This window comes from Psychroserpens sp. (assembly GCF_045105015.1).
GTDB lineage: Bacteria > Bacteroidota > Bacteroidia > Flavobacteriales > Flavobacteriaceae > Psychroserpens.
The window spans coordinates 42,644-53,794 of the sequence record NZ_JBGCCX010000063.1; the positions used below are offsets into that span (position 1 = coordinate 42,644).

The 11,151-nt window shown below is 32.5% G+C and carries 5 protein-coding genes; 4 read left to right on the top strand and 1 reads right to left on the bottom strand.

Annotated features, from left to right (window positions below; all coding sequences use genetic code 11):
• The first annotated feature begins 12 nt into the window (after nt 1–12).
• The 4 genes from AB8B90_RS05145 (at nt 13) to AB8B90_RS05160 (ending at nt 8,317) form a co-directional block, all read left to right on the top strand.
• Complete coding sequence (locus AB8B90_RS05145; protein ID WP_405334344.1) at nt 13–396, top strand: hypothetical protein; 384 nt, start codon at nt 13–15, stop codon at nt 394–396.
• A 32-nt stretch (nt 397–428) separates the two neighbouring features.
• A complete protein-coding gene (locus AB8B90_RS05150) occupies nt 429–4,535 on the top strand; it encodes a M4 family metallopeptidase (protein WP_405334346.1) in 4,107 nt (1,368 codons plus the stop codon).
• A 179-nt stretch (nt 4,536–4,714) separates the two neighbouring features.
• Nucleotides 4,715–7,549: a CHAT domain-containing protein gene (locus tag AB8B90_RS05155; RefSeq protein WP_405334348.1), complete on the top strand. Its 2,835-nt coding sequence runs from the start codon at nt 4,715–4,717 to the stop codon at nt 7,547–7,549.
• A gap of 36 nt (nt 7,550–7,585) precedes the next feature.
• Nucleotides 7,586–8,317, top strand: coding sequence for a hypothetical protein (locus tag AB8B90_RS05160; protein WP_405334350.1), 732 nt, complete (start codon nt 7,586–7,588; stop codon nt 8,315–8,317).
• 172 nt (nt 8,318–8,489) lie between these two features.
• On the opposite strand, the gene AB8B90_RS05165 is transcribed toward AB8B90_RS05160, so the two are convergent.
• Nucleotides 8,490–11,151 (bottom strand): ASPIC/UnbV domain-containing protein (locus tag AB8B90_RS05165; protein ID WP_405334352.1); only part of this gene is annotated, 2,662 nt, incomplete at its 5' end.

Consider the following 11,151-nt stretch of genomic DNA (forward strand, 5'->3'; position numbering starts at 1 on the left):
AACAATTCAATTATGGAAAATTTAATAGAGATCAAAAACGATTATAATTCTTTAGATAAACTTAAAGACTTTTTAAATAAGGAATCCATTTATAGATGTTCTAAAACCTACGATATTTGGGAGATGAGAACTGATGATAATGGACAAATGAAACAATGTATCGTTCTTAAGAAAAACGGAATGCATGCCATAAAAGCGTTTTTTGTTAATGAGAACACAGTTAAAATAAATCATATCATTCCTAATAAAATGATGAATACTTATTTTGGAAAAAGCGTTAAAGCTCATAGAAATATGATAGAAATAGCAGCTGGTGGTATAAAAGAAGTGCTATTAAAAGGTTCACAGAAGACAGCATTTAGTGAACTTGAACAATTGGTTTTTAAAGCGAGTTAAAAAATAGTTTTCAGACAGTAAATCACATCACCATGAAAAACATTAGACTTATATTGTTATTACAGTTTGTTGTGTTTAGTGTATGCGCTCAAGATAAACCCTTATTGTCTTCTATAAATTCTCGTATTGTTAATAAAGAAGGAGTTGTTCAACATGTCACATTTAATGCCAATGAAGAGCTTAACTTTACCGATGGAACTCATGTCTTAAAACAATTTTTAGAAACATCAGATCAAATAACTTTTGTACAGCTTAAATCTGAAGTAGATAATATAGGAATGAAGCATGAAACCTATCAACAATACTACAATGGTATTCCTGTTGAGTTTGCGATTTATAAAGTGCACTCAAAAAACCAAAAACTGACTTCAATTAACGGAGAATTCTATCCGATAGAAAACATAAATACAACACCATTAATTTCAGCTTTTGAAGCTGTTTCAAAGGCAAAACAACTTATAAATGCTGAAAAATTTGTAGAAGACTTAGATGTATTTTATTATGAAAACATGGATTATAATGGTCCTATGCCTACCTTAGTTATCCTTCCTAAAACGGAAAGAGTTAGCACTACAAATCGATTAGCTTACAAACTAGACATCTATGCAGAAAAACCTTTATATCGTGCTGATTTGTATCTAGATGCACAAACTGGAGCCATTATTTTTGAGAATAGTAAAATTCAGCATGCAGATGAAACTGTTATGGGAATGACACTCTATAATGGTCAGCAAACATTCAAAGCAGAACTAACTGGAGGCACCTATAGATTACGTCAAACAACTAGCGGTAATGGCATACAAACTTTTGAAATGAATAATGCTATTGGTTACGCTAACGGACAAGATATAACGAGTGTTACTAATAACTTTAATTCAAATCAAGATGCTGTTCAAGTACATTGGGGAACTGAACAGACTTATAACTATTACTTTCAAAGACATGGACGTAACTCTTTTGATGATAATGGTACAATTCTTAAATCATATGTAAATTACGGAAACATGAACTTTCCCAATAAAGCATTTTGGAACGGAAGCGTTATGACCTACAACGGTTTTCCTACCAGTACTTTTAATGAATTGGTTGCCATAGATATTGTTGGACATGAAATTACACATGGTGTTGTACAGCATTCTGCAGGTTTAATTTATTCGTATCAATCAGGAGCTTTAAACGAATCGTTTGCAGATATTTTTGGAGAAATGACAGAAAATTTCGCACAGCAAGGTGTAAATGATTGGCTGGCTGGTAACGCAGTTCATATAGATCCGAATGAAGCGTTCCGATCCATGTCAAATCCTAAATCAAAAAACCATCCAGATACGTATCTAGGGCAACATTGGCATACCTCACCTTCAGATCGTTTTGGTGTACATACAAATTCAGGAGTACAGAACAAATGGTTTTATTTACTGTCTGAAGGCGGAACTGGCACAAATGATAATAACGATAGTTATACTGTTACTGGTATTGGAAAGATACTGGCTGCCGAAATTGCTTATCGTAATTTAACCGTCTATTTAACACCAACTTCTAACTTTTTTGATGCACGTGTAGGTGCTATTCAATCTGCAATCGACATACATGGATTAGGCGCTCCCGAAGTGATTGCGACGACGCAAGCTTGGGATGCTGTTGGAGTAGGTGTAGCGTCTACAGATACCATACCACCAACAACACCTTTAAACCTTGTCGGTTCAAACTTCACACAATATAATATAGACCTCACTTGGGACGCATCTACAGATAATATTGGTGTCATGGGTTATAATGTTTACAACGGTACAACTTTAATAGGGACAACCACTAGCACAAATTATAGCAATGGAAATTTAACGATGCCCATAAATATGACTCATGATTTTACAGTAAGTGCTTTTGATGCGGCAGGAAATATTTCAGGATTAAGCAATGTGGAAACCTTTTGGATAGATACTATAGATCCTAGTAATCCCACAAACCTTACAAGCACTAATACAACCCAAACCACCGCAGATTTAAGTTGGGATGCTGCTACCGATAACTTTACTGTAACTGGTTATAAAGTATATCTAAACAGTACGTATTTGGTAACCGTATCTAATACATCTTATAATGCAACAAATTTATCTCCAGGTTCTATGAATAATTTTAGAGTGAGAGCAATAGATGATAGTGGTAACGAATCTGGATTTAGTAATGTAGAAACCGTAACAACACTACTACCATGTTCTGCTAGTGGTAATTTTATATTAACTATTTTTTTAGATTTTATGCCACAACATACAAGTTGGGATATAAGAGATAATACCAATACAATAGTTGCTTCAGGTGGAGGGTATTCGTTTGCAGATGTGTATGCCATTAAAACTTATAATATTCCACTTACGGCTGGAGAGCATACGTTAAATGTGTACGACACTGCTGGTGATGGAATTAATGGTGGAGGCTATATTTTTGAAAGCGACATGGTATACTATGTCTTTTATGGAGGTGCTGGTCCTTACAGTGGCATATTTACTGAAACAACGTCATTCTGTGTAGATTCTAATTTCGCATATACTTATGATAACGGATGGTCTCCTACTGATCCAAACGGTGTTGCTACTGCTAGTGATGATATTCTTATTGCTTCTGGTAATGCAATAATCAATACCAATACAACATGTAATAATATGACAGTAAATCCTGGTGGTGGACTCACAATTAATTCAGCTGTGAACCTAACAACGCTTAATAAACTTACCTTAAAATCTAGCTCAACGTCTTACTCTAGTTTAATTTTAGATGGCTCAGTTACAGGAACAATTAACTATGAACGTCATGTTAATATTAATGGTTCTGGTACTACTGGTAGTAACGATTTAATTTCGGCGCCTCTAACAGGTCAACAATTCGACGATTTTGCTATAGCCAATCCAAATATCTTAAACAATGGATCCTTATATCTGTTCGGTCCTTTTGATAAAGTTACTGGTGATTATTTAATCTTTGCTGGAACTGAAATTATAACTTTAAATCCAGGTATTGGGTATAGAGCGGCATCTAGTGATAATGGCACATTTACCTTTACAGGAACTGCTAATAACGGAGTGATAACAAATAATATCACGAATTCTGGACCTACGGAAGCAGAATGGAACCTTGTAGGAAATCCGTATCCTTCTTATTTAAACGTTCAAGCGTTTCTTAACCATGAAGTAAGTACTGGTGTGAAAAATATTAATCTAATGAACACAGGTACCGCTGCAATTTATGGATATGATGGAAACGCTGTAGATGATTGGGTGATTTATAACTTAGCTAACACCACAGCATCTACAGTAATTGCTCCTGGTCAAGGATTCTTCGTAAGTGCAAACCCAACGAATGTAACGCTTTACGACTTAGAATTTACGCCAGCAATGCGCTCTACAGGTACTAGTGACGATTTTATTTTGGGTCGATCTGCAAATAGTTCTAATTCAGTGTTAAGCAAACTGAAACTATCAAATGCAACTAAAACGACTCATACAAGTATCTATTTTATTGAAGGAACGACTAGAGGTTTAGATTCTGGATATGACGCAGAAACTTATGATGGTGCTTCAGTAGAATTCTCAATATTCACAAACTTAGTTGAAGATAATCAAGGTCAAGATATCGCCATTCAGTCATTACCATATAACGACTTCAATGATGTCGTTGTACCAATTGGTATAAATGCGATAGCTGGTGATATATTAACAATAAAACTAGATGACAATTCATCATTAGCAACACACATAAATGTTTACCTTGAAGACACCTTAAATAATTCGTTAACCTTATTAAATGAATCAGAATACAGGTTTACACCAATGACGGATTTATTTGGTACAGGTCGCTTCTTTCTAAGATACACTTCAGAAATATTATCTATAAATACAACTAATAAAAATAATGAGTTAAACATTTCTGTAAATGAAAACAGTAAGCGCATTATAATTAAGGGCATACTAACTGATTCAACGAAAATAGCGTTATTTGATATTCACGGACGCTTAATTTTAAGTAGAAAATTAGATCAATCTAAGTTTACAAATACAATTGATGTATCATCAATGAGTTCTGGTGTTTATATGATTAAAGTATCTCATAATCATGATGTTATTACGAAAAAACTGATTATTAATTAATATTTTACTTTTAGTTGAGCTTTAGACGTATATACTTTTCTTTTGATTTTTATTTATTAAAATATACGGCAAATTGCGTATAGTTTCCTTTTGCATTTAGTCCGTAATTTGTGAAATCAATGTTTTAGACTAGTTTGACTAAAATATTGATGCCCTATATTATAAATGAACTGAATCATATGGAACTAAAAAATACTATTACACTTTTAATCCTATTAATAAGTATAAATGTATCTGCGCAATTTACTGACCCTGTACCATTTCCTCAGTATGCTTCAGACCATCCTGTGTATAAAAAAGCTGTTTTTGATAAAACTTTATCAAAGGAGGAATTATTCAAAAACGCACAATATATTTTAAATACTTATGCATATCCTAGCCAAGTACTTCCACGTGTAGGCTATGTTTTATTATCTTCAGAAACACCTGAAAAGTCAATAATTTACACCCGTAAAGGTGTTGATTTTTCAGCATTAGAAATTTATACAGCTTCATCACATTATTTAGCAACTCTCATCTATGGAAGTGCTTTAGATAGGCAAGAGGCTCTAGAAAATTATCTTTTTGCTTTATTACTTGTAAACAATAGTGGGAAGTTGACAGATGAATTGATTAGTTATCGCAATTTTTATAAGTCAGATTTAAAAATGCAAGAAAAGATAACTTATGATTTATCGATTCTAAAATCTTTAGAAGCTAAGTTTTCTCCAGTAATTGGAGATGCTAAAGCGATTTATGATAATTATAAGAATTTCCCCAAAGAAAATGCACTAACATATATAGAAGAGTTTAATGATTTTCTCTATAACAGTTATAAAGATGGGAAAATCCCAAAATTATCTTATCCAATTTTATTATTTTATATAGGCAAAGCGTTAACTTTTTATGGTTTGTCTAGCGATCTAGTTGATGACACTTACATTGAAGTACTGTCAGAGAAACAATTAGGTAGTAACGCTGCTTTTATGCTAGCTGAAAGATTTAGCACTAATAACAACAAAAAAAACAATAGACAACTTGTTGAAGTCCTAGATTTGGTTTTGGCGAAAAAGGGAAACTTGTTTATTCCACAACAAATCAAATTGCTATCAGCAAAAGCTATGGCTCTACGTGAGTTAAATGATTTTACAAATTTTAAAGAATCATTAATTCAAATTGAAGATATTATTTCTAAAGTTAAAAATCCAGTATTAAGAATACAGGCTTTAGTAGTTTTAAACATACCACAAATGGTTTTAAAGAACGAAAAGGCTAAAGCTAACGTTATTGAAATGCAAAATATATTAGAGACCAACCCTTTTTTAAAAGGAAAGTATTCAAATGTAGTTGAGCAATATGCTTATGAGTTGGGTATGTTAGATTCTCGTGATGATAATGATAAAGATGCATCTTTCTATTTCAATGAGGCACAGTTGGCATTAAAGCGAATGGATTATCAATCGATGATAATTCCTTTAGAAAAAGCTAAAGCTTTAATGGATGCAAAAAGAGCTTCAGGTAGTTCAGAAACTCTAAAAGAAACTATTTTATTTTATAATGATATTTTGACAGCATTAGTAGGTGCTAATATAAAATTAGGTCAACCTGAAAAAGCACTTGAATATGCAGAACTATTCAAAAATAAGGCTTTAAATGATTTGTTAAATGAAAGCACATCTTCAATAAAATCAGTTAAAGAAATTCAGAATGCATTAGCGCCAGATGAAGCATTAATTTATTATTTAGGAACAGGAACTATTGATAATACAGGTGTTTTTAATTTTGTAATCACAAAAGATAAAGTTAGAGGAGGATTTTTAGATTATACAAAATATATAGCCGAATTATTTAACGGAATTCCTAGACATATACAATACATTGAGAAAGGTCTTGCATCTAAAGAATTTAGAAGCGCAACAAATACCACACGTCCTGAGTACTCAAATAATTACATTTCAGAACCTGGTGATTCTAAAATTTCATTTGAAGTATTACGTAGTTATTTATCACCTTCTAAGGAAGATTTAACGTATCAACAAAATGGAGCTTTACAAGTACTTTTAAATAAAATGTGGGCTTATTTGTTTCCAAATGCAAAGTTTTTGGAAGGCATAAATAAATTAATCATTAGTCCTGCTGGAGATTTAAGTTTCATTCCTTTTGAAGCGTTCAGAAATCCTTATTCAGGTAAATTATTAGTTGAAGATTATCAGATAAGCTATATTCCTAGTGGTAGTACACTAGTTACTTTAAAAAAAGAAGCTAAGCGATCTTATTCTAAAAACGTTTTAGCTTTTGGTGATGCTAAATATAGCTTGAGAGCAGACAAAAGTTATGTAATTCAAAATATTGCAGATGTTAAACGATTGCAACTCAAAGTAAAAACAAGTATAAAAAATAATGAAAACTTAGATTATGCATTTGCAAGTTTCCAAGGCAATGACCCAATGAGTTATTTAATAGGAACTAAAAATGAAGTCGAAGCTATTCAAAATTTAGTCGATAAAACGGATGTTCGTTTGAATACTGATATGACTGAAAATGAACTTAAAAGAATGTCTATTGCTGGTGAATTAGAAAAGTATAAAATACTGCATATTGCTAGCCATGCCTCAGTTCATCCCTATATATTTGAATTAAGTGGAATTGCTATGTCTGTTTATCCTACACCAAAAGATGGAGAAGACGGTATTGTTACAATTGATGAAATGAAGGATTTAAAAATGAATCCAGAATTAGTGATTTTAAGTGCTTGTCAAACAGGATTGGGAAGAATTACAACAGGTGAAACTGTACAAGGGTTAAACAATTCATTAATGCAAGCTGGAGCAGATGCAACATTAACAAGTTTATGGTCTGTTGATGATTATGCAACTAGTGTATTTATTAAAGAGTTTTACGATAGAACTTTTAATAAACAAATAAGCTATAAAGAAGCCGTTACAGCAATAAAAAGAGATTTTTTAACTGGAAAATATGGAGACCAACTTCGTCATCCAAAATTTTGGGCGCCTTTTATATACTATGGAAAATAAAATGAATAAAAATTAATTTAAATTAAAGATATTACTATGAAAAATCTAATACTTACTACTATCTTCACTTTAATAAGTGTAATAGGATTTTCTCAAACTGAAGGACCATGTTTATCAGGTGATTGTAAAGAAGGTTATAGTTATTATTATAATGAAACAACTCAAATCGTTTATATAGGTTGGTATAAAGATGGTTTGTATGATGGTCCAGGATATCTACAGAATCCTGATGGGAGCTTTGTGTTTTCAGATTTCACTAAAGGTAAAATTGATGGGTATTCATTTTATAATTTTGGAAAGGGTAAAGGAAGTGGCATTTTTGAAATGGGTGTAAAGCAAGGCAATCATTTTTTAGAGCATAATAGTCAAACGATGGCTCGAAAACTCATAACTTATAAAGATGATGTTGCAATTTCAGAAAAAGTTTATGAAGTATCCGCAGACAATACAAGCGATTGTATGACTGGTGATTGTGAAAATGGTTTTGGAATAAAACGTCAAGCACAAGATAAAATTTTAGTAGGAGAATTTAAAAATGGTGTATTAATGTATGGCGAAGATTTAAATCCGTATACTCAAGTATCATCATTTAAAGTGTCAAGTGTAGAAACTACTTTTGAGTACAGATACTATAACAAAGATGGTATTGAAATTGCGGGTGATTATAGTAATAATAATCGCAATGGTCGTACAGTGATACTAAAATTAAGTGAAGGCATATTGCAAGGTGCCATTACAGAAAACGGTAAAGTTGTAAAGCGCTTCTAAAAAACATGTCTAGTTTACTACTTAATCATTGGACTTTTCAGTGGAGTGTGTTTTCCATTTAATACAATAGAGTATTTTAATAGTGAAAATTTAATTACACCTTTCATTAGTTTAAACAAAAAAAGCAAGCTTTATAAAGCTTGCTTTTTTTTATATAATATTTAGTAATCTTCTAATCAATGACGATCTTTTTTGTTTTATATTCATTTTCATTTGATAATCTTACCATGTAAACACCACTACTTAATGCGCTAACATTTAAAGTATTTGTGAGGTTTGAATTATTAAGAATTTTAGTATAAACCAATCTACCTTGGATATCATAAATGTTCACATTGTTATTCTCCGATAATTGACCTTTTATAATAATTTCATTACTAGAATTATTTGAATAAATTAAAATGTCATCTAACCCTGAATTTAACGTTGTAATTTCTTCATTAGAGTACCTTAAAAAGAAACGACCTGTACCAGTTACTTCAGCATTTAGAGTAAATGTATAATCAGAATCATTTAAAAGTGTTAATGTATTTAATAGCTTATCTTCAAGGTAAACGTTTACAGCATTTGCTAACGTAGAGTCATTTCCTAAACTAATAGTTAAAAAGGTACCTTCTTGTGCTTTTACACCTAAAGGAATTACAACATCATTGAAATCATTAGATGGCAACGATTGAATGGCCATATCTAAACCTTGATTATCTTCAACAAGATTTGTAAATATTGAAAAATCGCCTGTCACACCTCCATAAGCACTAGCATCATATCCTTTATCTAATCCTTTTGTAGTCCCTTCAATAAAATAAATACTCGTACTATAAATATCTGTATTACTTGATAATATCAATTTGCTTAATACTGAATTCGTTCCATTTTGAGATCGTCCTAAGATAAAATCATCACTTGTACCAGTAGTTCTCATACCTGGTGTAAACTCTAGGTCGTAAAGTGGTACATTGGTTGCGTCTGCACTTACAAAGAACCCTTGACCTGGAGCAATAACTGTAGATGCTGAGGTGTTAGCTAAATTGTAAATAATCCATCCATCTTGTGCGCTCCCATCATATCCATATATAGCCGCTGTTCCAGCATTCATTAATTCAATATTCCTCACACCTGTACTCACTTCATGATTAAAGAAAGCCTGAACGTTTAAATAAGAAGGATATGGATTTCCAACAAGATTCCATTCTTCTTCAGCAGGTTCTGAAGGTCCAGAATTTATGATGTCAACACTAATAGGAATATTATTAGCTGTTCCTGTAAAGGTAAATGTAGCGTTATCACTGGATGCTGCTCTGTATCCAACACCTGCATTTAAAGTTGTTGTATCTGTTCCTTCATAAGTCAGGTATGTTCCAGTTACTTTATCAAAAGGACCAAATAAATATAAGGTGCCATTGTTTACAATATTTGGATTTGCTTGTACAAAATCATCAAATTCTTGACCTGTTAATGGCGCCGAAATTAAGTCATTACTTCCAGTATCACCTGAACCATTAATATTGACATGACGTTCATAGTTAATTGTTCCTGTAACATATCCATCAAGAATTAAACTTGAATACATCTGTGATGTTGATCTTAAAGTCGTTGTATTTGCTGATAAAGTAATACCTGAATTTACAGTTAAAGCTGCACCTGCTTCGACAGTTATAGCATCAATTGCGGTATTCATAGAAATTACTGCTTCACCAGATTCGACTACAATAGCATCATTATTACTAGATACATTATTAGGATCACTTGGTGACCAAACGTTGTTATTATAAGTATAAACTATAGGACCTAAGCAGAAATTAGTGGTCTCAGAGTTTCCGAAGCTTGCACCAGAAGCAACTGTAGATCCATCAACAGTTACCACATAGGATCCATTGCCATATCCACAGCAAATGCCATCTCCGTAGGTATCATTAATAATAAAGTCATAACAACCATCATCAAGGCAAACTTCGATATCTAGCGTTGAACCATCTGGTTCACTACCATAGGTTCCACCGGAAGCAACAGTAGCGCCAGAACTGTCTTGAATTAACCAGCTTGTTTCTTGTGGATAGTCGTCAAATGTAATGGAAACATCAAAACATGTTGGAGTTGGACATACATCTGGACAAGATCCACCGCAATCAATACCAGTTTCATCACCATTTTGAATGCCATCAAAACATGTAGGCTCTGGGCAAGCATCAGGACAAGATCCACCACAATCAACTCCAGTTTCATCACCATTTTGAATGCCATCAGTACAGGTTGGATCTGGTTGGGTTTCAATAATTTGTAAAAATTGATTAATTTCCGGATTAAGAATTTCATCAACTATTCCAGAAGGCCAGCGAACTACAACTCTATCAATTTGAGTATTAACGCCAATTCCAAAATGTTGTGTATATGTATTTACTAAACCATATCCTTCACCAGATTTCACATCTCTTATTTGTTTACCCCAAGTACCATACAATTCCACTCGGGCTCCAATAGCATTTATATTACTTACTGTTCCTTCTAATTGAATATTAATAAAGTTGTTTGAGTTTCCGTCATTTAGCCAAATTCTATCTTTTATAGAACTTGGTGAATTTAATCCGTTAGCATATCCAGCATAAATATCTAAGAAACCATCATGATTCATATCGCCTACAGAGAACGACTGAATTTGATCGGAGTTAAACGGATTTGGTGCATTCTGAAAGGTACCATCTCCATTGTTATAGAAAATGTAATGATAATCACCTGACACCATTAAATCAATAAATCCGTCATTATTTAAATCTTTAAAGAACCCTTGAATACCATAAAAGGTTGATGGCTCTAGAGTTGGTAATAAACCACTACCT